Origin of the sequence: Streptomyces spirodelae (genome assembly GCF_017676385.1) — a bacterium.
Classification (GTDB): domain Bacteria; phylum Actinomycetota; class Actinomycetes; order Streptomycetales; family Streptomycetaceae; genus Streptomyces; species Streptomyces spirodelae.
Genome location: NZ_JAFFZN010000011.1, coordinates 176,041 through 198,480 on the forward strand (window position 1 = coordinate 176,041; position 22,440 = coordinate 198,480).

Below are 22,440 nucleotides of genomic sequence, written 5' to 3' on the forward strand. Positions count from 1 at the left end.
TACGAAGGCTTCCGCGGGGGAGCAGCGGTGACAGGTGCCGGCGCCGTCCGCGCCGGCTCCCACCCGGCCCGCGGGCCCCGATCGCTGCGGGTCGGGCGGCCGAAGGCGGCTACCGTTGGGAGGATGAGCAGTGAGCAGAACGGGGGCTCTCCCTCTCAGCCGGACGCCGCCCAGCGGCCCGGGCCGGGTTCCGGGGCCGTGCCGGGTTCCGGGGCCGGCCCTCGCACTCTCGCGGAGGACCTCCGCGCCCGGGACGACAGCGCGCTCGCCGCGCTGCTGCGTGCCCGCTCCGACCTCCTCTCCCCCGTTCCCGGCGACCTCACCCAGCTCGCCACCCGGGCGGGAACCCGCGCGTCCGTCGTACGGGCGCTGGAGCATCTGGACCAGTTCACGCTTCAGACCGCCGAGGCGCTGGCCGTCGCAAACGGTTCCCCGACCGCCTCCGGCGCCGGACCGCAGGAGAGCGCTCCGGCCGTCAGGGAAGCCCTCAGCGGGCTGCTGCCCGGCGAGGAGGCCGCCGATCGGCTGCCGCAGGCGCTCGCCGAGCTGCGCGCGCGGGCCCTGGTGTGGGGCCCTGAGGAGCAGCCCCGGCTGGTGCGTACGGCGCGGGAGCTGCTCACCTCGCCCTCGCCCACCGGCCTGGGGCCCACCCTTGTGGAGGCGGTGGCGGCGGCCGGGCCCGCCAAGCCCTCGCCCTCCCAGCTGCAGGAGACGCTGGCCCGGGTGGGGCTGCCCGGCACCCATGACCCGGTCAGCGCGCTGTCCGCGCTGACGTCCCTGTTCAGCGCCCCCGAGCGGATGGCGGCGCTGCTCGCCGAGGCACCGGAGGGTGCCGCGGCGGTGCTGCGGAAGCTGGAGTGGGGGCCGCCTTACGGCACCGTCGATCTGGAGGCCCCCTCGCCGCAGGTGGCGTGGCTGCTGGACCGTGCGCTGCTGGTGCCCACCGGCGGTGACACCGCGGGCGGTCCCGGCGCGCCGGGCAGTGTCGTGCTGCCCCGGGAGGTCGCTCTGCACCTGCGCGGCGGCCGGGCGCACCGGGTACTGGAGCCGTGCGCCCCGCCGGTCGCCGTCGCCCGGACGCACCCGGCCGGGACGGTCGACGCCACGGCGGCCGGGCAGGCGATGACGGCGGTGGCGACCGTCGAAGAGCTGCTGAGCCACTGGGAGACGGAGCCGCCGCCGGTGCTGCGCGCCGGCGGGCTGGGCGTACGCGACCTCAAGCGGACCGCCATAGCGCTGGACCTGCCCGAACCGGCCGCCGCCTACTGGATCGAACTCGCCTACGTCGCGGGTCTGGTGGCCTCCGACGGCGAGGTGGACGAGGCGTACGCGCCGACCCCCGCGTACGACGAGTGGCTGCGCGCCGCACCGGCCGAGCGGTGGGCGAAGCTGGCCGTGGCCTGGTTCGCGGCGACCCGTACGGCCGGACTGGTGGGCGAACAGGACGGGCGGGGCCGCGGCCTGGCGCCGCTGGGGCCCGGACTCGACCGCAGCCCTGCCCCTGAGGTGCGGCAGCGCGCCCTCGGCCTCCTGGCCGCACTCCCGCCCGGCTCCGCGCCCGACCGCGACACCCTGCGCGAGCGGCTGCGCTGGGAGCGGCCGCTGCTGGGCAACCGCGCTGCGGCCCGTACAGCGGCGGCGGGGCAGGGTGAGACCGGCGGGGGCCAGGGGCTGCGGGCCCGGCTCCTCGGCTGGGCGCTGGACGAGGCGGAGACGCTGGGTGTCACCGGCAGAGGCGCGCTCGCCTCCTTCGTGCGCCCCCTCCTCGAAGCGGGCGCCGGAGAATCCGCCACTCCGCCCGACCGCCGCACGGCCGCCGCGGACACCGCCGCCGACGCCGCCGACGCAGCCGTCGCAGCCGTCGCCGAAGCGCTGGCTCCGCACCTCCCCGAACCCCTCTCCGAGGTGCTGCTCCAGGCCGACCTCACCGCCGTGGCCCCCGGCCCCCTGGAACGCGACCTGGCCGCCTTCCTCGCCGTACTGGCCGACGTGGAGTCCAAGGGCGGCGCGACCGTCTACCGCTTCACCCCCGGCTCCGTACGCCGCGCCCTTGACACCGGCCGTACCGCCGCCGACCTGCACGCCTTCCTCGCCGCGCACTCCAGCACGCCGGTGCCGCAGCCGCTGACGTATCTGATCGACGACGTGGCACGCAGGCATGGACAGGTGCGGGTGGGTGCCGCCTCCTCGTATGTGCGCTGCGACGACGACGCGCTGCTCGCCGAGATCCTCGCCGACCGCCGCTCCGCGCCGCTGCGGCTGCGGAAGCTCGCTCCCACGGTGCTGGCCTCGGCGGCGCCGCCCGACCAGCTGCTGGCCCGGCTGCGGGAGATGGGACACGCGCCCGCTGCCGAGTCCGCCGAGGGAGACGTACTGCTGACCCGCCCCGACGCCCACCGCACCCCGCCGCGCACCGCGCCTGAGCCGGTGCCGGAGGGGCCGCCCGCCCCGGACGCCGCACTGCTGACGGCCGCCGTACGCGCGATCCGCGCCGGCGACCACGCCGCCGTCGTGCCCCACAAGCCCAAGCCCCCCTCCGCGCCGCCGCCCCAGGGCGGCCTCCCGCGCACGGTCATGGCCGAGACCCTCGCCACGATGCAGTCCGCCACCCTCTCCGGCACCCCGGTATGGATCGGCTACGTCAACGCGGACGGCGCCGCCTCCCAGCGCGTGATCGCCCCCGTCAAGGTGGAGGGCGGCTTCGTCACCGCCTACGACCACACAGCGGAAGAGGTCCGCACCTACCCCCTGCACCGGATCACGGGCGTGGCCGAGGTGACGGACGACTGACCGGTCCCGGTGCGCAGCGCGGCCGATGGGCGAGGCCCGGAATGCCGGGGAAGCCGAACAGACTGTCGGGGTTCACGCTTGTCGCCGCGGGGAGTGGGTCCGCTACTTCACCCGCTCACCCCCGGGCCCGGCGTCGCTGAGCCAGCAGCCCCTCGACCAGTACGTCCACGTCCGTCCATGGGTTGACCTGGTGCCCGGCGCGGCCCGGCGGTGCGGCGGCGCGCAGTGCCGTGGCCCGCTCGACAGCCTGTGGGTGCAGCGGCGGTAACGACGCGTATCTGAGGTGTTTGCGGTCCGCGTGGTATCCGCAGGCCGCGTGCCTCTCCAGGAGTTTCTGTGCCGCCTCGGAAGTCCTGTAGCCACGGAGCTCCTGGAAATGGAGCAGCAGCCACAGTTCGAAGCACGGGTTGCTGAGGGCGATGCTCAGTCCTTCGTCTCGCGCCATGCGCATCGCCCTGTCCAGGTCGGGATGCGCAGCCGGTGCCTCGACGTCCATCACGCACCACACTTCGTCGTAGGGCGCGAAACGGTCCTCCCGGCTGCGCGGGGCGCGTTCCTTGTGCTTGACAGCAGCACGTACGAGCTCCGTGGGCACCCCGTGCCGGGGGCCGATCTCCACCTGCACAGGAAGCCCCCGCAGATCGCCCCTCAGGCCACGGAAGTACTGGTCCTCGGTGCACTCACCCTCGCAGTAGATGAGGACTCTACGCAGCTCCGGCCGCTTGGGACCGCCCCGCTTCAACGGTTTGCCCCGCCCCACTGTCGCCTCCACCCGCGATCTCGTCGGCCATCCGCCGCAGCAGTTCGTCGTCGAGGAACGGCAGCGCGCCGTACCGTCCCGACAAGTAGCGCTTCTCCAGGTTGTCCTTGGCCTCCCCCGAGTCCCGTACATAGAAGTCGGTGATCGGGAAAATCCGGGTCGCCAGGGTGTCCGGGTCCTTCTCCGTGAACCAGATCTGGTCACGGAAGAGATGCGTGCGCGCGTTGGTGCCGAGCAGCGAAGCCTCGTGCGTGGTGAAGAGCAGTTGGGCACCCTTCCTGTTGATGTCCGGCGACTGGAACATGCCCACCAGCGCATCAGCGAGGTAGGGATGCAGCCGAGCGTCCAGTTCGTCGACGACGAGCGCTCCGCCCGACCCCAGCGTGTGCAGCACCGGACCCAGCATCCCGATCCAGGTGCGGGTACCGCTGGACTCCTCGTCCAGCTCAAGAGCGAAGGTGCCGCCCTCGACGCGATGCTGAACCCGTACGTGACAGTCGGGTACATCAACGCGGAAGGGCACTCCCACATCGTTCAGAGCCGTTTCGATGCGCTTGGTCTCTTCGAGCAGACGCTCGTCCGGTTCGCGGAATTCCAGCTCGGTGACGCCGAGGTCGGAGAAGCGCAGCAGATCGATCAGGGCGTCCTGGCTTCGCCTGTCCCTGCCGCGCAGCAGACCGACGGTGTAGTTGAGGCGCGCCTGGTAGTCGCGGTCGCTGGCGGTGCGCAGGCCGTCGCGGAACCAGCGGTGCAGGCGTCCGAGGAGTTCGTGGTTCTGCGCTGCGGCGACCGACAGATAGAGAGCGTTGGGTCGTAGCAACTCCGAGATGACCTTGCGCCGACCGGTCAGGGACCGCCCGAACGTCAGCGACTCCGGCCCGCTGCCGGCCCTCGAGTACAGCTTGCGCCGCTTGCCCTCCGGGAAATACGAGAGCCACTCCTCACGGATGCTCTCGTCGTCCGCTGTGAACCCGAACTCGTACCGGACGCCGTCGACAGCGAGGTCCAGTTCGTACGTACTGGGGTGGGCGCCCGGGTCCGGGCGGAGCCGGAACGGTTTGCGCGGGACGCCGCCCGCAGGGTCCCAATGACGGAAGGAGTCGAGGACTGCGGCCCGCATCCAGGCCAGTGCGGACACGACATTGGATTTGCCGGAGGCGTTTGCTCCGTACACGGCCGCGACCGGCACCGCAGAGAACCGGGTGCCCGGTACGGGCTGCTGTGCCCGCTGCGGCCGGTCGTCCCCGGCGACGAACGAAATCTCCTGTTCGTCCCGGATAGAGGCGTGATTGGTCACCTGAAAGCGCAGCAGCACGGCTACCTCCCCTCGATGCGGTCGGTGATGTCGCTGCAGAGCCTTTTTCGTCGTACTGCGACGATAACGGCCTGCATACGACACGCACCAGACCGTCAGCCGATCGTGTTACCGGCTCTTGCCCTCGGCTGCGGCGTGAAATGCTCCCGGCCCGCACACCGTCCGGTGCGGCACACTGGACGTTTGGTGCCGGAACCGAACGTCGGAAGGGTGACGCGTGAACGGTGGCCCCCTGATCGTGCAGAGCGACAAGACGCTGCTGCTCGAGGTTGATCACGAGCTGGCCGAGGCGTGCCGGAGGGCCATCGCGCCGTTCGCGGAGCTGGAGCGGGCTCCGGAGCACATGCACACCTATCGGGTGACACCGCTGGGGCTGTGGAACGCGCGGGCCGCCGGGCACGACGCGGAGCAGGTGGTCGACGCGCTGGTGGAGTACGCGCGGTATCCGGTGCCCCACGCGCTGCTGGTGGACATCGCCGAGACGATGGCGCGCTACGGACGCCTCACGCTCAGCAAGCACCCCACACACGGGCTGGTGCTGGAGTCCACCGACCGGCCGGTGCTGGAAGAGGTGCTGCGGTCGAAGAAGATCCAGCCGCTGGTGGGCGAGCGGATCGACCCGGACACCGTGGCCGTGCACCCCTCCGAGCGCGGCCAGATCAAGCAGGTGCTGCTGAAGCTGGGCTGGCCGGCCGAGGACCTGGCCGGGTATGTGGACGGCGAGGCGCACCGCATCGCGCTGGAGGAGGACAGCTGGGCGCTGCGCCCCTACCAGCAGCAGGCCGTCGAGGGGTTCTGGCACGGCGGCTCGGGTGTCGTCGTCCTGCCCTGCGGCGCCGGGAAGACGCTGGTGGGCGCCGGTGCGATGGCCAAGGCGCAGGCGACCACACTGATCCTGGTCACCAACACGGTCTCGGCCCGCCAGTGGAAGCACGAGCTGGTGCGCCGCACCTCGCTGACCGAGGACGAGATCGGCGAGTACAGCGGGACGAAGAAGGAGATCCGCCCCGTCACCATCGCCACCTACCAGGTGATCACGACGAAGCGGAAGGGCGTCTACCCGCACCTGGAACTGTTCGACTCCCGTGACTGGGGCCTGATCGTCTACGACGAGGTGCATCTGCTGCCGGCCCCCGTCTTCAAGTTCACCGCCGATCTGCAGGCCCGCCGCCGGCTCGGACTGACGGCGACCCTTGTGCGGGAGGACGGCCGGGAGTCCGATGTGTTCTCCCTCATCGGCCCCAAGCGGTTCGACGCGCCCTGGAAGGAGATCGAGAACCAGGGCTACATCGCGCCCGCGGACTGCGTCGAGGTCCGGGTCAGCCTCACCGACTCCGAACGGCTCGCCTATGCGACGGCCGAACCGGAGGAGAAGTACCGCTTCTGTGCGACCACCGACAGCAAGCGGCGGGTCACCGAGGCGCTGGTGCGCCGCCACGCGGGCGAGCAGACGCTGGTCATCGGCCAGTACATCGACCAGCTGGACGAATTGGGCGAGCACATCGGGGCACCGGTCATCAAGGGCGACACCAGCAACGCGCAGCGAGAGAAGCTGTTCGACGCCTTCCGGGCGGGCGAGCTGACCTGTCTGGTCGTCTCCAAGGTGGCCAACTTCTCGATCGATCTGCCGGAGGCCACTGTGGCGATACAGGTGTCGGGAACCTTCGGTTCCCGACAGGAGGAGGCCCAGCGCCTCGGGCGGGTGTTGCGGCCCAAGGCCGACGGCCACGAGGCGCGGTTCTACTCCGTCGTGGCGCGGGACACCATCGATCAGGATTTCGCGGCGCACCGGCAGCGGTTCCTCGCCGAGCAGGGGTACGCGTATCGGATCGTGGACTCGGTGGATTTGTTGGCGGAGCCTGACGAGGTGTAGTGCCCCTGAGGGGGCGCCCCTGCCTCGCCGTCGCAGGCTGCGGGCCTGGTGTGGTTGCTCGCGCCCACGCGGCGGAGCCGCATATCAGACACAGGCCCGCGCCCCTGAGGGGCGCCCCGCCATTCAGGGCGATGTCTTCGGGGGTTTCATGGCGACGCGGCCGTCCGGGGTGATGGTCGCGGTTTCGCCGGTGCGTAGCCAGCCCTCGTGGAGGGGGGCCTCGTCCTCCACGTACGAGGCGGTGATCCACGGCCCGCGCAGCAGCAGCTCGCCCTGGGACTGGCCGTCCCAGGGGAGCGGCGTCAGGTCGGGGCCGGTGACGCCGTACTCGACCGAGGCGGGGAAGCGGTAGTGCCCGGACTCGGGCCGGGCCACACACGCCGGGGAGAGCGTCTCGGGCGTGCCCCAGGCCGCCGCCGTGCTGATGCCGTGCCGTGAGCCCAGCTCCTGGGCCAGCAGCGGGCCCCCGGGTTCCTCACCCGGCCCGCCCACCACGACGGCCTCCCGGAGCGAGGACAGGTCCCGCGGGTGGGCCGCCAGCTCCTCCAGCAGACCGTCCCATACGGCCGGGTCGGCGACGGCGAGAGTGGGACGCTCCCGTTCGGCCATCTCGGCGAGCGGCGCCGGCTGGTCGTAGGTGCCGGGCAGCAGCAGCGAGGCGCCGCCCGCGAACGCGGCGTAGGGCAGCCCCCAGGCGAGCATCCGCGACATCGGTACGACGGGCAGCACGAGATCGTCTTCGCCGATGCCGTACGCCTGCGGGGTCTGCGCCTGCAGCGCGTGCAGGTAGAGGGCGCGGTGACTGTAGGCGACCCCGCGCGGAGCCGTGCCGTCGTCGGAGGCGGCGTGACAGAGCACCGCCGCGTCGCGCTCGTCGAGCTCGGGCCAGTCGTAGCGTTTGCGGCGGTCGGTGATCAGCTCTTCGTAGTCGTGCACCTCGGCGCCGTACGCCGTGCCGCCGCTGACGACGGCTGCGGAGTCGCTGCCGCCCGCGACGATCACATGCCGCAGATGGCCGAGCCGGGGCAGTACGGAGGCGAGGGGGGCGAGCCCCGTGGGGTCGGTGATCAGGACCTGCGCCCCGCCGCGCACCGTCGCCGCGACGAGTTGGTCGGCCGGCAGCCACGGGTCGAGGGTGTGCAGGACGGCGCCCATCGAGGGAACGGCCAGATACGCCTCCAGGTGGTCGGCGGTGTTGGCCATCAGGGTGGCGACGGTGTCACCGGCCGTCACCCCGAACTCGTCGTGGAGGGCACCAGCCAGCTGGACGGCGCGGACGCCCGTGTCGAAGAACGTACGGCGGTCGGGTTCGGCTCCGCCTGCGGTCCCCGCCCAGGTGGTCACCTGGGACGTTCCGTGCGCGAGCGCCCCGTGCACGAGGAGCCGGGTCACGGTCAGCGGGATGTCCTGCATTGTGCTTCGCACACCGGCCTCCTCGGGCCTCTTCACACTCTGGTCGGCGGCCGTCCTGACGCCGTTCGGCGGGCCCGTGGCCGGCGGGTGCCGGCCGGCGGGGCGCCCCTCGGCGGGATCGGCCGGGTGGGTAGCCGGATTGTCGACCTGGTCGTCCCTGTTGATTCTTGCCCGGAGAGCGCGCGGTGTCAGCGGGACGTGGCGGCGCGGCGGGGGCGCGTATGCCGGCGGCGTGCCGTCGGCAGGGGGGCTCACGAGACGGGGGCCCGCCGTGCGGGGCGTGCTCGCGGGGTGGCGTCGGGGCGGGGTACGAGGCGGCGTGGGAGGCGGGGGCGTGGTGGGTGGGGGGCGGGTTCAGGGCGTGCGCGGGTCCGGGGAGCTCGGCGCCGCTGCCAGTCACCCGTGCCGCCTCCTCGTCACCGGGAGGGCGGACCTTCCCGGATCGCCGTTGATTGCCGCCGGGCGACGACCTTAATCGAGTCACCGCCCCGACATCGAAACGGCACCGGCCAGAAGCTGCCCGGGGCCCGCCCCCGGAGAGCCCCAGGAGGGGCTGTGACGGCCCTGAAAATGGTTCGCCGGCCTCCCAGGAGCTGGCTACAATCCCCCACTTGCCCCCTCGCCGCCCCCGCTCGGCGCGAGGCGCCCGCCGCACGGAAACCGGCCGGGCTCGTTCGTAGGCCGGTACGTAGATCTGCGTATGCCTGCGTAGACCTGTCCATCTGTACGCCTGCACCCGTGTGCTGCGCCTGCGCCGCGTATCCGCCTGCCCCCGACGGCGGCGTGCCCGCGTGCGCGGACCCGTACGCGGCGCGCGGGTGCGTGCTCGCGCCCTCCCGGAGGCAGTCTCGTGACCACTCGACCAGCGACCGAACCGACCGAACCGACCGAACCGACCGAACCGACCGGACGGACCGGCCGGCCCTCCCCCGACGACGATCCCCTTGGGAGCGAACGCGCCCACCTCGCGGCCTCGCGTGCCGCGCTGCGGGCCATGCGGGCCGACGCGGAAGCCCTCGACATCCGCGATGTGACCGCGAACTGGGTCAATGCCGAGGTGCTGGCGTCCGGTATCGAGGCCCGTATCGCGTCACTGGCCGATCTCGCGCACGCGCCGCTGTTCTTCGGCCGCCTGGACCATCAGCGTGCGATCGCAGACGTCGACGAGGGCACCCCGGACGGTGACGACGGGCGGAAGTTCTACATCGGACGGCGGCACGTCCACGACGCGGACGGCGACCCGATGGTCGTCGACTGGCGTGCCCCCGTCTCGCAGCCGTTCTACCGCGCGTCACCGAAGGACCCGCAGGGAGTGGCGCTGCGTCGCCGGTTCGGGTACACGGGCGGCGAGCTGACCGCGTACGAGGACGAGCGCCTGACCGGCCCCGGCACCACCGGCGAGGGCGGGGACTCCGGGGCCGCCGGGGACTCCGGAGGTGCAGCGCGGCGCACCAGTGCGCTGCTCCAGGCCGAGATCGAGCGACCGCGCGTCGGCCCCATGCGGGACATCGTCGCCACGATCCAGCCCGAACAGGACGAGATCGTGCGCGCCGGGATCGATGGCACCGTGTGCGTGCAGGGCGCGCCGGGCACGGGGAAGACCGCAGTCGGCCTGCACCGGGTGGCGTATCTGCTGTACGCGCACCGGGAACGGCTGACCCGTACGGGCACGCTCGTCATCGGCCCGAACGACTCCTTTCTCCGCTACATCGAGCAAGTGCTGCCCGCACTGGGTGAGGTGGCGGTACGGCAGACGACCGTGGAGGGCCTGGTGGCACGGCCCGAGCTGCCCGTGCGAGCCGTGGACGAAGCGGAGGCGGCCCGGATCAAGGGCGATGCGCGGATGGCGGAGGTGCTGCGCCGTGCCGTGCACGCCGGGGTGCGCCCGCTGCCCGCTGAGCCGTGCGTGGTGGTGCGCGGCTCGCGGCGCTGGCGGGTTCCCGCGTACGAGATCGAGGAGCTGGTACGGGAGTTGCTGGCCCGGGACATGCGGTACGGGGCCGCGCGCGCCGCGCTGCCGCAGCGGATCGCCCACGCCGTGCTGGTGCGGATGGAGCAGGCGGGCGAGGCACCGGACGACCGGGTACAGGACGCCGTGGCCAGGAACGCCGCCGTCAAGGCCGTGGCGCGCGAGGTGTGGCCCGCCGTCGATCCGGCGAAGCTGGTGCTGCGGCTGCTGTCCGATCCGGAGTTCCTGGCCGAGCAGGCGGACGGGGTGCTCAGCCCGCAGGAACAGCGGGCGATCCTGTGGCAGAAGCCGGCGCGCGGGGTCAGGAGCGCCAAGTGGTCGGCCGCCGATGTGGTGCTGGTGGACGAGGCCGCCGACCTGGTGGAGCGCACCCCCTCGCTGGGGCATGTGGTGCTGGACGAGGCACAGGACCTCTCCGCGATGCAGTACCGGGCCGTGGGGCGGCGCTGTTCGACGGGGTCGGCGACGGTGCTGGGCGACCTGGCGCAGGGCACGACTCCGTGGGCCACCGAGAGCTGGGAGGCCGCGCTGGAACATCTGGGCAAGCCGAGCGCTGTGGTGGAGGAGTTGACGGAGGGCTTCCGGGTGCCGCGCGAAGTGATCGCGTATGCCTCACGGCTGCTGCCGGACATCGCGCCGGGGCTGCGGCCGGCGACATCGGTGCGTGAGTCGCCGGGGGACTTCGAGGTGCGGCGGATTCCGGATGGCGGCGCGGAGTCCGTTCCAGGGCGGCACGGTGCGGAGCCCGGTCCAGGGCACGGAGCGGAGCCCGGTCCAGGGCACGGAGCGGAGCCCGGTCCAGGGCACGGAGCGGAGCCCGGTCCAGGGCACGGAGCGGAGCCCGGTCCAGGGCACGGTGGCGGGTTCCCGGTGGCGGCCGGTGCGGCGCTCGATCATCTGGTGGTCGATGCCTGTCGGGACGCCCTGGAACGGGAGGGCTCGGTGGGGCTGATCGCCGCCGACTCGCGGATGCCCGCACTGCAGGGCGCGCTGGAGGCGGCGGGGCTCGGCTGGCTGTCGCCCGGCGAGGAGACCAGTGCCGACGCGCGGTTGACCCTCGTACCGGCCACGCTGGCGAAGGGGCTGGAGTACGACTACGTGGTGCTGGACGAACCGGCCGCGATCGTGGCCGGGGAGCCCGACCGGCGGACCGGGCTGCGGCGGTTGTACGTCTCGCTGACCCGAGCGGTCTCCGGGCTCGTGGTGGTGCACGCGGCGCCTCTTCCCGGGGCGCTGGCAGGGGGCGGTGCCGACGGGGCGTTGACGGAGCGACGGGGCGGTCGGTGTGAGGCCGTAACGTAGCCGTAACGTAGATGTTTGTCCCTTCACATCCGAGCACGTCCGAGCACGTCCAGGAGTCGCGCCGTGCACCATCTTTCGTACGGAGATGTCAAGACCGCCGCCGATCGGGTAGCCGGCGGCGTTCGCCCTGTCGCGGTTGCGCGCGCGGACGCCGGTGCGGCCTCAGGCGCCGCTTCGGAGTACGAGCTGTTCTTCGCGCTGGAGTTCATGCAGCACACCGGGAGCTTCAAGGCCCGCGGCGCGCTCAACTTCCTGCTGGCACACCGGGAGAGCGGTGAACTGCCCGACGCGGGTGTCACCATCGCCTCAGGCGGCAACGCGGGGCTCGCGTGCGCGTGGGCCGCGCGAGGGCTGGGCGTGCCCGCGACGGTTTTCCTGCCGCAGACCGCGCCGGAGGTGAAGGTCGACCGGTTGCGCTCGTACGGGGCCGAGGTGCGGCTGGTCGGTACGGAGTACGCCGAGGCCGCCGCGGCGTGTGAGGCGTTCGCGGAGGACACCGGGGCGCTGCGGTCGCACGCGTACGACCACCCGCTGATCGCCGCCGGGGCCGGGACGTTGGTGGAGGAGATCCGGTCGCAGGTGCCGCTGGTCGACACCGTGGTGGTGTCGGTGGGAGGCGGCGGGCTGTTCGCGGGGGTCGCGGCGGCTGCGCAGCACCATGGAATCCGGGTGGTGGCGGTGGAGCCGGAACGGTGCCGTGCGTTGAACGCCGCGTTGGAGGCGGGGCGCGTGGTGGATGTGGCGGTCGACTCGGTGGCCGCCGACTCGTTGGGCGCGCGGCGGGCCTCCCCGATGGCGCTTGCGGCGGCTGGTCACCGGAATGTGCGGTCGGTGCTGGTGAGGGATGAGGCCGTGGTGGCGGTGCGGCGGGAGTTGTGGGAGGGGTATCGGCTGGCGGTGGAGAACGCGGCGGCTACGGCGGTGGCTGCGGTGGAGGGGGAGGGCGCTCGGGAGGGTGCGCCTTATGTGCCTTCCGCTGGGGAGAGGGTTGTTGTGGTGCTGTGCGGGGGGAATGCCGATCCGGGGGGCATCGCTTCTTGACGGCTGCGCCCTGGGGGCGGGGTCCGTAGGATGCGTGAATTTGGCGTTTTACTGCCGGGTTTGCGTTTCGTGCGAACGCGCCTTGCGGCTGGCTACGGGGGGAGGGGTCGTGGGTTGCGGTGCGTTCTTGGCGCCGGTGCGGGTGCGGTTTGGCTGGGCGCCGTGCCGCCGCCGTCGCGGGGTGCTGTTGCGTGAACCGACCTTGCGGTGAGGTGTGGTTGCGGGGGAGCTGGCTGCTGCCGCGCGGAGGTTGCGGTTTCGTCTTCTCGCTCCGCTCGCGACACGCCGGTGGGGGCGGGCCGGGAGGGGGGTTGTTTTTTGGTTACCTGCTGAACCGGTGACGTTTTTGGCCCCTTGTCGGGGGAGGGGGCTGGGCTCGGGCTGTTCGACGCCGCGTTCCTGGATGGGGCGGATCCGACTGCGGACCGCCGGCCCTGGAGCCCGTGTCTCCATGAAGGTTTCACTTGAGGTGGCTGTCCGGGGAGGTGGCAGGGTGGGTGGGGGCCGTTAGGGTGCCGGGGTGAGAGCACCGGGCAGCAACGAGTACGAGCGGCTTCAGCAGGACGTGCTGCGGATGCGCACGTCGTCCCCGGAGGAGCGGAGGGCTTTGCTCCGGCCGCAGCGGACCTCCCCCGCCAACGCGCGGAAGGCCATGATGGCCGTCGCCGTGGTGTATCTGGTCGGTGCGGTCATCGAGACCGTCAAGGCGATCCACGGGGGTGAGTCGGCGCCGCTGATCGCCGTGTTGGTGGCCGCCACCGCTTTGGCGGGTGCCATGTTCGAGTTGGGGCGGCGCGGCCGTACGAGGATCGGTTTCACCGTCTTCGTCATCGGTCTGGTCGCGCTCTCCCTGGTGCAGGCTCTCTGAGGTCGCCCCGGGGAGCGGTTCAGCGGAGGAAGGCGGCGGCCAGGCGCCGGCCGAAGGGTTCGGGAGCACCGCGTCGGGCCAGGAACTCCTCCGCTGTCCGGATCACCCGCAGGGAGTTGCGCTCGCACTCCTGTGAGGTCTCGCCCCAGGCGGTGATGCCGTGGCCGCCCAGTACGACGCCGACAGCCTGCGGGTTGGCCTCCCTGACGGCGGCGATGTCCAGCCCGAGCTGGAACCCGGGGCGCCGCCAGGGCACCCAGCCGACGGCGTCGCCGAAGCACTCGCCGGTCAGCTTCTCGCCGTCGGCGGCGCAGGCGGGGGCTGTGCCGGAGTCGGGGTGCAGATGGTCGACGTGCGCCGCGTCAAGCAGGCCGTGCATGGCCGTGTCGATGGACGGTGCGGCGCCGCCCCTGCCGTGCAGGCAGTAGTCGAACGCGCCGACCATCTCGTCCTCGCGCTCGACGCCGGGGTAGGTGGCGGTGAGCGCGCGCAGCCGGTCCAGGCGGAGCACGGCCAGCCCGCCTTCGGTGAGAGTGCCCAGATCGCCGCCCGATCCTTTGACCCCACATCAGCTCGACGGGCTGCCCTGTGACCGGGGCGGTCGCGCTGCCCTTGGCCGAGGCGCCGCCCGCGTAGTTGGTGTTGCGCGGGTCGGCGCCGAGGGTGTGCGTGCGGTCCAGGAGTGCGGCCACGGCGGGGTGGCGGGACGAGGAGGGCATGCGCTTCCTTCGGTGGCGGGCGGCGGCGACGGAACGACCTCGTGAAACAGCTCGTGCAGTTCAGTTCGTGAAGTTCAGCCCTTGAAACGATTCAAACAGCAAGCAGCAAGCTAGAGGGGGGCGTTGGAGGTCTGTCAACGGCTCCGGAACTACTCGGAGGCCGGGGCCCAGTCGGCGATCAGCGCGAGGAGACCGGGGAAGCGGGCCTCCAGGTCGTCGATGCGGACCTGGTTGCGGCGGGACGGGCCGTACTGCCGCTGCCGGATGAGACCGGCCTCGCGCAGGGTGCGGAAGTGGTGGGTGAGCGAGGACTTGGGGCGGTCCAGCTCGAACCAGGTGCAGGTGTGGTCGAAGTCGACCGACTCCAGCAGGAGCTTGCGCACCACGCCGATCCGCAGGGGATCACTGAGCGCCGCCATGACCGCCTCCAGCCGGATCTCCCCCCGCGCGGGTTCGGGCAGCGGCTCGGGGAGCTCCGCGCCGGGCGGGGGCGGCGGGATACGGAAGTCCCGGGCGAGGGCCGTGTCACTCATGGGGCCTCCTTCGGTGGGGGTGGCGCCTTCCGGAGATGTACGAGTTGCATCGTACTACCTCCACTGGTACGAATTCTCTCGTACTACTTGTACGAGTTTACTCGTACACCCACCATCCCTGTCCTCCCCTGCCCAGGAGCGCTCGTATGCCCACGCCCACGCCCCCGCCGCCACCCGTCCCGTCCGCCGTACCCGGCCGGCGCTGGATGTGGCTGGCCGCCTGGCCCGTCGTCGCCGTACTGGCCCTCTCCAACGAACCCGCGCCGCTCTACGTCCTGTGGCAGGACCGGATCGGCTTCTCAGCCGCCACACTGACCGCGGTATACGCCTTCTACATCGCCGGACTCCTGGGCACCCTCACCGTAGCGGGCACCCTCTCCGACCGGTTCGGACGCAAGCCGGTGCTGCTGCCCGGGCTGGCTCTCGGACTGCTGGCCTCCGCGCTGTTCGCGGCCGCGCACTCGGTGCCGGCACTCGTCGTCGCGCGGCTGCTGAGCGGGGTCGCGGTCGGCGCGTTCCTCTCCGCCGGGATGGCCGCGGTATCCGACCTCGCGGACCGTACCCAGAAGCGAACCGCCGGGCTGATCGCCTCGTCCTCGATGGTCGGCGGTGCCGCCGTCGGCCCGCTGCTGGCCGGACTGCTGTCCGAACTGGTGCCCGGCCCCTCGGTCACCGTCTTCGTGGTCCAGTTCGCGCTGCTGCTGGCCGCGCTCGTGGTCGTACTCCGGATGCCGCTGCCGCGCCGGAAGCCGGGCGGTGCGACAGCACGCCCTCGGCGACTGATCCGTGTCCCCTCGGCGCCGCGCGCCAACCGGCGCCAGCTCCTGCTCGGCCTCGCCGTGTTCGCACCGGCGATCGCCGCCACCGGTTTCGTGCTGTCGCTCGGACCGACCCTGCTCGCCGAGCTGCTGCACACCAGCAGCCGGATCGTCTCCGGCGCGACCATCTTCGTACTGTTCGCCGCCGCGACCGGTATTCAGTTCGCCGCGCGGCGACTGCGGGTTCGCACGGACCTGCTGACCGGCGCCGGGCTGACCGTGGCGAGCATGGCCACGCTCGTCCTGGCCGTGCGCACCACCTCGGTCCTCGCCCTCGTCGCCTCCGCCGTGCTCGCCGGACTCGGCCAGGGGCTGACCCAACTCGGCGCCCTGACCATGCTCAGCTCCAACGTCCCCGCCGCCCGCCTCGCCGAGGCCAACGCGGCACTGACCGCGGGCGGCTACCTGCTCGCCGGCGCCCTCCCGGTGGCCGCGGGCGCACTCAGCGACCTCACCTCGCTGAATACGGCCACTGCGGTGTTCGGCGCCACCGTCGCCGCGTTGTCCCTCGCGGGGGCGACGGCGGTGGTGCTCCGGCTCCGCGAGGGCGACAGGGAGAGCGGAAACGGGGACGGCCCGCGCGGGGTCGTCGTCCGGGCCCGGCGGGTGCGCGTGCCTTCGGCGATTCGCTGAGGGGTGGACCGGAAGAAGCAGCTGCCCGTAAGCGACCGAAGGCGCGCGTCAGGGCTGATCGACGGCCCGGCGCCACGTCCGCACCGCCGCGGGGTCGACCGGGCCGCTCCAGCCCCGGGGGCGCGCCGCGCCCCCGATGTGGAACCCGTCGATCCCCGCCCGGCACAGCTCGGGCACCTGGCCCAGGGACAGACCGCCGCCGACCAGCAGCCGGGGGCCGTAACCCGGCTCGCGGGCCGCGGTGCGCTCGGCCTCGGCGAGCAGGGTCCGGTGCCCCTCGGCCACGCCGTGCGGGGAGCCCGCGGTGAGGAAGGTGTCCAGGCCGGGCATGTCGGCGAGTTGCTTGCGCAGCGCGTCGCGGTCGGCGGCGCGGTCCAGCGCGCGGTGGAACGTCCAGCGGCAGCCCGGGACGGCGGCTGTGACGGCCTCGATCGCCGGCAGGTCAGCCTGACCGGCGTCGTCCAGGAAGCCGAGGACGAACTCCTCGGCGCCTGCCGTGTGCAGCGCCTCGGCCCTGGCGCACAGTTCCCCGATCCCGGCCTCGCCCCCGGCGCTGAACCCGTCGGCGAGCCGCAGCATCACTCGAAGGGGGATGCTCACGGCGTCCCGGACAGCGGTGAAGGTCTCCACGGAAGGGGTGAGCCCGTCGGCGGCCATGTCGGTGACCACCTCAAGGCGGTCCGCTCCTCCGGCCTGCGCGGCAGCAGCGTCTTCCGCGCTGAGCGCGACCACCTCGAGAATTGGTCTAGACATGCGCAACAGGGTGCCATACGGCGAAGAGCGCTGGAAGACGGCACTCCTCTCGGACCACAATTGCCCGATGCCGACAACAGAGCCACCCGAGGGCCGGCGCCCGAGCAGCGGAACGCGCGCAGAGGGGGGCGCCGGAGCAGGTGCCGGAGCGGGCACCGGAGCGGGCGCCGGAGCGGGCGCCGGGGATGCGGACGGTCCGCACCGGGCCCTGCTCGCCCGCTGGAACACGCTGCTGATCAGCGCCCGCGGCGGCCCCGGAGGACCCGATCCGGCCCCGTACGGCGAGGATCTGCTGCGCCGCTGGTCCGAACCGCACCGCCGCTACCACGCCGCCGGCCATCTACGCGCCGTACTCGACCGCGTCGACGAACTCGCCGCGCACGTCTCCACCGCGCAGCCGGGCGCGAGCGCCCCGCCGGACGGGACGTCCGACGGGGCCGACGAGGCACACGCAGCCGGTGAGCCGGCCGCCGACCTCGACGCCGTGCGGCTCGCCGCCTGGTTCCACGACGCCGTCTACCGTCCGGACCGCAGCGAGAACGAGGAGCGCAGCGCCCGGCTCGCCGAACGCGCCCTGCCCGAGGCGGGGGTGCCGCAGGCACGTACCGCCGAGGTCGCCCGCCTCGTCCGGCTGACCGTCACGCACGACCCGGCGCCCGGCGATCTCAACGGGGAACTGCTGTGCGACGCCGACCTCGCCGTACTGGCCGGCTCCCCGGAGAGCTACGCCCACTACGCCGCCGAGATCCGCCAGGAGTACGCCTTCGTCCCGGACGCCGCCTTCCAGGAGGGCCGCGCGACCGTACTGCACCAACTCCTCGGCCTCCCCCAACTCTTCCGCACCTCCTACGCCCGCAGCCACTGGGAACCCACGGCCCGCCACAACCTGACGACGGAGCTACGGCTGCTGAACGCCTGAACGCCTGACCACCTGAGCACCTGAGCACCTGAGCACCTGAGCACCTGACGCCAACAGGCGGCCGCCCGGCGGGAATGCGGGCACCGGCGCGCCGGTTGGAGAGGGCATGCCTGGCGACCCCGTGGACGGTGCGCGCTCCCGCACCCGTATTCCGTTCTCCGTCTACGTGCTGGGACTCTCCGTCTTCGCGCTTGGCACCTCGGAGTTCATGCTGACGGGGCTTCTCCAGCCGCTGGCCCGCGATCTGGGGGTGTCGATCCCGCAGGCGGGGCTGCTGGTGTCGGCGTTCGCGGTGGGCATGGTGGTGGGGGCACCGGTGCTGGCCGCCGCGACGCTGCGGCTGCCGCGCCGGACGACGCTGATCGTGCTGCTCGGGGCCTTCGCGCTGGGGCATGTCGTGGGTGCGCTGGCGCCCACGTACGAGGTGCTGTTCGTCTCGCGGATCGTCAGCGCGCTGGCGTGTGCCGGGTTCTGGGCGGTCGGTTCGGCGGTCGCCGTCTCGCTGGTGCCGGAGAACGCCCGGGCCCGCGCCATGGCGATCATGGTGGGCGGGCTGAGCGTCGCCAATATCGCCGGGGTGCCTGCGGGCTCGTTCCTGGGGCAGCAGGCCGGGTGGCGCGCGGCGTTCTGGGCGGTCGCGGCGCTGGCGGCCCTCGCGGTGGCCGGAGTACTGGCGTCCGTGCCCGACCCCCCTGTACCGACTGGTGCCCAGGCGCCCGACCTCCGGCGGGAGCTGCGCATCTACCGCGACAAGCAGGTGTGGCTCGCGCTGGTGACCATCGCGCTGAACGCGGGTGCCGTCTTCGCGTTCTTCTCCTACCTCGCGCCACTGCTCACCGAGGTCGCGGGCGTGCCGGAGAGCTGGGTGCCCAGCGTGCTCGCACTGTTCGGACTCGGCGGGCTGATCGGTACGGTGATCGGCGGACGGATCGCGGACGCTCACCTGTTCGGCACGATGTACGGCGGTATCGCCGCGTCCGCCATCGTGCTGACCCTGCTGGCGCTGCTCGCCGAGTACCGGTGGGCGGCGATCGCGCTGGCGCTGCTGCTCGGTGTCACGGCCTTCACCACGGGTCCCGCGCTCAACGCCCGGATGTTCAACGCGGCCGACGCGGCACCGACCCTCGCCGGGGCCACCGCCACCGCCTCGTTCAACATCGGCAACACCGTGGGGCCCTGGGTGGGCGGCCTGGCCATCTCCGCCGGGTGGGGGTACGCGGCCGTCGCCTGGGTCGGCACCGCGATGGCGGCCTCCGCCGTACTGACCACGGCCATCTCCTCCCGGGTTCGGAGCCGCGCCCTCTCCCGGCGGGACCTCCCCCATCGCCCGCCGCAGCGGCGCGCACCCCACGAGACGTGCCCGGCGGTGCCGGACCCGGCGAACCCCACCGCGGGGGGCTGAGGCCGTACGGTCACCGCGGCACACCGGTGGCTGAGCGCGCACACGGCGGAGCCGCACATCGACACAGGCCCACGCCCCTTCGGGCCGCCCCCATCAGGTCGGTCAGCGGCCCTTCGGGGTGCGGAGGCCGGCGGCCGTCAGGCGGTGGAGGAGTTCCTTGGAGCCGACCGGGACGGCGCCGGCGCGCACCGCCGCGTCGTACAGCGAAGCCGGCACGTCGTAGTGGTCGCCGTCGAAGGCGCGCGGCGGGCATCCGAGGTCGGCGGCGAAGCTGTGGAGTTCCTCGTAGGAGACGTCGCTCACGAGGTGGGACCACATGCGGCCGTGCCCGGGCCAGATCGGCGGGTCGATGTAGAGCGTCACCCGGTGGGCCCCTGGCTCACAGCTTGCCGCCCAGGTAGCCCACCCGGGCCACAACCGTGGAGGTCTTGCCGCACACCCAGTTGGGCTCCTCGCCCAGTTCGGGCTCGACGTCGAGCGCGTGCGGGTCCGAGCCGACGCACACGGGGCAGACCGGCCAGCGTCCGTACCGTTCGAGCAGCGCGTCCTGCACGTCCTGCGCCACCAGCCCGTCCACGAAGGCCACGCCCTCCGGCCACTGGCCGACCCACCAGCGGCGGTGCGTGACGGCCTCCTCGACCAGCGAGACGATGTCGGCGCGCGCCACGTCACTGGCCTCCAGATCGGCGAGGATCAGCGCGCGGGCCGCGTGCAGCGCCCGCTCCAGCGCGTCCTGGTGGCCGTGTTCCGGCGGGCCCGGCTCCGGTGCGGGTTCCTTCGGTTCCATACCTCCATTGCACCACTGCGGACGATCGCACCACCGCGAACGGGGCAGGATCACAGCTCACGCCGCGTCGGGCATTGACGGTGCACCGATATGAAAATATCTTCCACCCGTGAGCAGTGACCTGAAGGAAAATTTCGCCTTCCGTCCGGGACGCCGCCCGGCAGGGCCCGGCACTCAGCCCCCGGCCCCCCGCGCGGCGGCCGAGGCCGGCGCCGGCGCGCCCGCGCGGAACACCAACCGCCCCGGGCCCACCGCGCTCGCGGCGAAGGTCCGCACCATGGCGCCCTCGATGACACGTTCGATGCAGCGCGTGGCCGAAGCCGTCGCCAGCGACCCGGCGGGGTGCGCGCAGCTCACCGTCACGGGCCTGGCCGAGCGCACGGGCACCAGCGAGGCCACCGTGGTGCGCACCTCCCGGCTGCTGGGCTACCCCGGCTACCGCGACCTGCGGCTCGCCCTCGCCGGGCTCGCGGCGCAGCAGGAGTCCGGCGCGGCCCCCGCCGTCACCGCCGACATCGTCGTCGACGACCCGATCGCCGACGTCGTGGCCAAGCTGGCGCTCGACGAGCAGCAGACGCTCGCGGACACCGCGGCCGGGCTCGATGTCGCGCAGGTGGAGGCGGCCGTCGCGGCGATGGCCACAGCACGGCGTATCGACGTATACGGCGTCGGCGCCTCCGGTCTCGTCAGCCAGGACCTGGCGCAGAAACTGCTGCGCATCGGCATGGTGGCGCACAGCCATGCGGACCCGCATCTGGCCGTCACCAACGCCGTTCAGCTGCGCGCCGGAGATGTCGCCGTCGCCATCACCCATTCGGGGCGGACGGTGGACGTCATCGAGCCGCTGCGGGTCGCCTTCGACCAGGGCGCCACCACGATCGCGATCACCGGCCGCCCGGACGGCGAGGTCGCCCAGTACGCCGACCACGTGCTGACGACCTCCACAGCGCGCGAGAGCGAGCTGCGCCCGGCGGCGATGTCGAGCAGGACCAGCCAACTCCTCGTGGTGGACTGCCTGTTCATAGGGGTGGCCCAGCGTACGTACGAGACGGCGGCGCCCGCGCTGTCCGCCTCCTACGAGGCGCTGGCACACCGCCACTCCCCCAGGCCGCGCACCCGCTGAGGCCCCCACCGCCCGCGCACCCGCTGAAGGCCCCGCCGACCACGCGCCCGTACGGCCCCACCGGCCGCACCCGCCGCGCCGCGGCCCACCGGACTCCGCCCTGAGCCACAGAAAGCGCGCCCCCATGACCACCTCACAGCCCACCGCCTCACAGCCAGGCGCCACACAACCCGCCACCGCACAGCCCGGCACGTCCCAGCCGAACGGCACCCCACAGCCGCCCGGCACCCCACAGCCGCCCGGCACCCCACAGCCGCCCGGCACGCCGCAGCCGAACGGCGCGTCACAGCCTGGCGTGTCACAGCCGAGCGGCACCGCGCGTTCCGGCGAGCGCGCCGACGCCGACGGCCTCGGTACCGACGGCCCAGGTACCGACGTCCAAGGTGCCGGGGCCGGGCGCTCGCGCTACGGCGACCTGCGGCGGGAGCTGGACACGCTCACCACCGAGGCGTTCCGCAGCGAGCTGGCCGAGATCGACCAGCTCCCGACGCTGGAGATCGCCCGCACCATGAACGGCGAGGACAGCACGGTGCCTGCGGCCGTCGCCGCACAGCTACCCGAGATCGCCGCCGCCATCGACGCCGTCGCCGCGCGGATGGCACGCGGCGGTCGCCTCCTCTACGCGGGCGCCGGCACGGCGGGCCGGATGGGCGTGCTGGACGCCAGCGAGTGCCCGCCGACCTTCAACACGGAACCGGGCCAGGTCGCCGGCGTGATCGCGGGCGGTCCCGGCGCGATGGTGGACTCGGTGGAGGGCGCCGAGGACAGCGCCGAGGCGGCGGCAGCCGATCTGGCGGCGCTCGGCGTGACGGCGAACGACACGGTGGTCGGCATCTCCGCTTCGGGCCGTACGCCCTTCGCCGTCGGCGCCGTCGAGTACGCGCGCTCCCTCGGCGCGCTCACGGTGGGGCTGGCCTGCAACGAGGGCTCGGTGCTCGGCGCCGCGGCCGAGCACCGTATCGAGGTCGTCGTCGGGCCCGAACTGCTGACCGGCTCCACCCGGCTCAAGGCCGGTACGGCACAGAAGCTCGTGCTCAACATGCTCTCCACCATCACCATGATCCGGCTCGGCAAGACCTACGGAAACCTGATGGTGGACCTGCGCGCCTCCAACGAGAAGCTGCGGGCGCGGTCCCGGCGCATCGTGGCGCTCGCGACCGGCGCGCCGGACGAGGAGATCGAAGCGGCGCTGGCGGCCACGGACGGCGAGGTCAAGGCCGCGATCCTCACCCTGCTCGGCGATGTCGACGGCTCCACCGCCCAGCGGCTGCTCGCCGCCTCGCACGGGCACTTGCGCGCGGCGCTGTCAGCGGCGACCGGCGCCGACGACGGCCGCGCCTGACCCCGCACCTGCCCGCACTCCCCCACGCACACACCCCCTGCACCACCCGCACCACCCGCGAAGTCCGCACCATGGCACCA

Annotated in this window: 17 protein-coding genes and 1 pseudogene; 10 read left to right on the forward strand and 8 right to left on the reverse strand. The window is 72.9% G+C overall.

Going from position 1 to position 22,440, the window contains the following annotated elements:
- Nucleotides 1–123 precede the first annotated feature (123 nt).
- Nucleotides 124–2,790 (forward strand): helicase C-terminal domain-containing protein, encoded by a 2,667-nt coding sequence (locus JW592_RS14465; protein ID WP_209265452.1) that lies wholly within the window; start codon nt 124–126, stop codon nt 2,788–2,790.
- Nucleotides 2,791–2,905: 115 nt separating this feature from the next.
- Here the strand turns inward: JW592_RS14465 and JW592_RS14470 are convergent, their stop codons facing one another.
- Nucleotides 2,906–3,550, reverse strand: a complete 645-nt coding sequence (locus JW592_RS14470) for an RloB family protein (protein WP_209265453.1) — start codon at nt 3,548–3,550, stop codon at nt 2,906–2,908.
- Nucleotides 3,495–4,865: an AAA family ATPase gene (locus tag JW592_RS14475; RefSeq protein WP_209265454.1), complete on the reverse strand. Its 1,371-nt coding sequence runs from the start codon at nt 4,863–4,865 to the stop codon at nt 3,495–3,497. Before JW592_RS14475 ends, JW592_RS14470 begins: the two co-directional genes overlap by 56 nt.
- 217 nt (nt 4,866–5,082) lie before the next feature.
- Here JW592_RS14475 and JW592_RS14480 point away from each other — a divergent pair, with 217 nt between their 5' ends.
- Nucleotides 5,083–6,738 carry a DNA repair helicase XPB gene (locus JW592_RS14480; RefSeq protein WP_209265455.1) on the forward strand — a complete coding sequence of 552 codons (1,656 nt, stop codon included), beginning with the start codon at nt 5,083–5,085 and terminating at the stop codon, nt 6,736–6,738.
- A gap of 123 nt (nt 6,739–6,861) precedes the next feature.
- Here the strand turns inward: JW592_RS14480 and JW592_RS14485 are convergent, their stop codons facing one another.
- Complete coding sequence (locus JW592_RS14485; RefSeq protein WP_307805416.1) at nt 6,862–8,163, reverse strand: AMP-binding protein; 1,302 nt, start codon at nt 8,161–8,163, stop codon at nt 6,862–6,864.
- An 838-nt stretch (nt 8,164–9,001) separates the two neighbouring features.
- On the opposite strand from JW592_RS14485, the gene JW592_RS14490 reads away from it, so the two are divergent.
- The 3 genes from JW592_RS14490 (at nt 9,002) to JW592_RS14500 (ending at nt 13,331) form a co-directional block, all read left to right on the forward strand.
- The gene (locus tag JW592_RS14490) at nt 9,002–11,422 is read left to right on the forward strand and encodes a HelD family protein (RefSeq protein ID WP_307805417.1); all 2,421 of its coding nucleotides are present in this window, start codon (nt 9,002–9,004) and stop codon (nt 11,420–11,422) included.
- A gap of 63 nt (nt 11,423–11,485) precedes the next feature.
- The gene (locus tag JW592_RS14495) at nt 11,486–12,463 is read left to right on the forward strand and encodes a serine/threonine dehydratase (RefSeq protein WP_209265456.1); all 978 of its coding nucleotides are present in this window, start codon (nt 11,486–11,488) and stop codon (nt 12,461–12,463) included.
- A 520-nt stretch (nt 12,464–12,983) separates the two neighbouring features.
- A complete protein-coding gene (locus JW592_RS14500) occupies nt 12,984–13,331 on the forward strand; it encodes a hypothetical protein (protein WP_209265457.1) in 348 nt (115 codons plus the stop codon).
- Between the two features lie 49 nt (nt 13,332–13,380).
- On the opposite strand, the pseudogene JW592_RS14505 reads toward JW592_RS14500, so the two are convergent.
- Nucleotides 13,381–14,050, reverse strand: a pseudogene (locus JW592_RS14505) (class II aldolase/adducin family protein); the annotation flags it as partial.
- A gap of 149 nt (nt 14,051–14,199) precedes the next feature.
- Nucleotides 14,200–14,583, reverse strand: coding sequence for an ArsR/SmtB family transcription factor (locus JW592_RS14510; protein ID WP_209265458.1), 384 nt, complete (start codon nt 14,581–14,583; stop codon nt 14,200–14,202).
- A 146-nt stretch (nt 14,584–14,729) separates the two neighbouring features.
- On the opposite strand from JW592_RS14510, the gene JW592_RS14515 reads away from it, so the two are divergent.
- Nucleotides 14,730–16,034, forward strand: a complete 1,305-nt coding sequence (locus JW592_RS14515) for an MFS transporter (protein ID WP_209265459.1) — start codon at nt 14,730–14,732, stop codon at nt 16,032–16,034.
- 48 nt (nt 16,035–16,082) lie between these two features.
- Here JW592_RS14515 and JW592_RS14520 read toward each other — a convergent pair whose 3' ends face one another.
- Entirely contained in the window at nt 16,083–16,787 is a 705-nt protein-coding gene (locus JW592_RS14520) for a copper homeostasis protein CutC (RefSeq protein WP_209265460.1), read from the reverse strand.
- Between the two features lie 67 nt (nt 16,788–16,854).
- Between JW592_RS14520 and JW592_RS14525 the strand changes: the two genes are divergently transcribed.
- Nucleotides 16,855–17,706 (forward strand): HD domain-containing protein, encoded by an 852-nt coding sequence (locus tag JW592_RS14525; RefSeq protein WP_229375991.1) that lies wholly within the window; start codon nt 16,855–16,857, stop codon nt 17,704–17,706.
- 106 nt (nt 17,707–17,812) lie between these two features.
- A complete protein-coding gene (locus JW592_RS14530; protein WP_229375992.1) occupies nt 17,813–19,108 on the forward strand; it encodes a Cmx/CmrA family chloramphenicol efflux MFS transporter in 1,296 nt (431 codons plus the stop codon).
- A 102-nt stretch (nt 19,109–19,210) separates the two neighbouring features.
- Here the strand turns inward: JW592_RS14530 and JW592_RS14535 are convergent, their stop codons facing one another.
- Together JW592_RS14535 and JW592_RS14540 are read right to left on the reverse strand one after the other, a co-directional pair.
- Nucleotides 19,211–19,471, reverse strand: coding sequence for a DUF4031 domain-containing protein (locus JW592_RS14535; protein ID WP_209265461.1), 261 nt, complete (start codon nt 19,469–19,471; stop codon nt 19,211–19,213).
- A gap of 16 nt (nt 19,472–19,487) precedes the next feature.
- Complete coding sequence (locus tag JW592_RS14540; RefSeq protein ID WP_209265462.1) at nt 19,488–19,895, reverse strand: DUF8819 family protein; 408 nt, start codon at nt 19,893–19,895, stop codon at nt 19,488–19,490.
- Nucleotides 19,896–20,004: 109 nt separating this feature from the next.
- Between JW592_RS14540 and JW592_RS14545 the strand changes: the two genes are divergently transcribed.
- Together JW592_RS14545 and murQ are read left to right on the forward strand one after the other, a co-directional pair.
- Complete coding sequence (locus JW592_RS14545; RefSeq protein ID WP_209265463.1) at nt 20,005–21,018, forward strand: MurR/RpiR family transcriptional regulator; 1,014 nt, start codon at nt 20,005–20,007, stop codon at nt 21,016–21,018.
- Nucleotides 21,019–21,433: 415 nt separating this feature from the next.
- Entirely contained in the window at nt 21,434–22,360 is a 927-nt protein-coding gene (gene murQ / locus JW592_RS14550; protein ID WP_209265498.1) for an N-acetylmuramic acid 6-phosphate etherase, read from the forward strand.
- The last annotated feature ends 80 nt before the right edge of the window (nt 22,361–22,440 follow it).

What these genes read in the sequence shown, in the direction of transcription:
- JW592_RS14515 (WP_209265459.1), top strand. Translation starts at nt 14,730, where the DNA reads ATGCCCACGCCCACGCCCCCGCCGCCACCCGTCCCGTCCGCCGTACCC.
- JW592_RS14530 (WP_229375992.1), top strand. Translation starts at nt 17,813, where the DNA reads ATGCCTGGCGACCCCGTGGACGGTGCGCGCTCCCGCACCCGTATTCCG.
- JW592_RS14525 (WP_229375991.1), top strand. Translation starts at nt 16,855, where the DNA reads ATGCCGACAACAGAGCCACCCGAGGGCCGGCGCCCGAGCAGCGGAACG.
- JW592_RS14510 (WP_209265458.1), bottom strand. Translation starts at nt 14,583, where the DNA reads ATGAGTGACACGGCCCTCGCCCGGGACTTCCGTATCCCGCCGCCCCCG.
- JW592_RS14540 (WP_209265462.1), bottom strand. Translation starts at nt 19,895, where the DNA reads ATGGAACCGAAGGAACCCGCACCGGAGCCGGGCCCGCCGGAACACGGC.
- JW592_RS14465 (WP_209265452.1), top strand. Translation starts at nt 124, where the DNA reads ATGAGCAGTGAGCAGAACGGGGGCTCTCCCTCTCAGCCGGACGCCGCC.
- JW592_RS14520 (WP_209265460.1), bottom strand. Translation starts at nt 16,787, where the DNA reads ATGTCTAGACCAATTCTCGAGGTGGTCGCGCTCAGCGCGGAAGACGCT.